General features: G+C 35.8%; 1 pseudogene. It reads right to left on the reverse strand.

What is annotated here, in order from left to right:
* Positions 1-431: pseudogene (locus tag HT671_RS07070) on the reverse strand (IS1634 family transposase); the annotation flags it as partial.
* Between the last annotated feature and the right edge of the window lie 128 nt (positions 432-559).

Genomic DNA, 559 nt, shown 5'->3' on the forward strand with positions numbered 1-559 from the left:
AACGATAAATAGCGTTGAGACTTATTTCCCAATGACCAAATAAGTTTACTTGAGAAGCATAAGTAGATAACTTACTATCTGGATTGAGGACTCTCTGAAAAACTAATAGTTTTAAAACTTGAGCCAAATCGTACTCTGATTTCGATTTCACTGTCTTTAGAAACTCGGTTAGTTTTAACTCTTCAAACAGGTTATCTAAGACCATCCAACCATAGGACTGATCCACCTCATTCATAGGAGCCAGTTAGTAGACCTTCCTTTGCCTCACGTTTCAAACGTTCTAAGATATCAGGTTCCTCTACCTCTAGTTCATCTAAGAGACCATATTTTTTCAAAATACGCTGTCTGACTTTTCCATCTTTTCGATATCCCTCCACAAGATAGACATGAGTACGCCCTTCTTTGTTGGTTGTTGTTTTAATAAATGCCATACTCTATTATAGCATACATAATTATATACAACAAACAAAAAAGTTGAAAAATAGTCGGAAAATCCAGATGTACCAAGGGATTAAGTAAGGTCGGCGGAAAATTAAGTGATAAAGTCGGGATTATACCA

It is taken from the genome of Streptococcus sp. 2741, from assembly GCF_013276315.1.
Lineage (GTDB): Bacteria > Bacillota > Bacilli > Lactobacillales > Streptococcaceae > Streptococcus > Streptococcus pseudopneumoniae.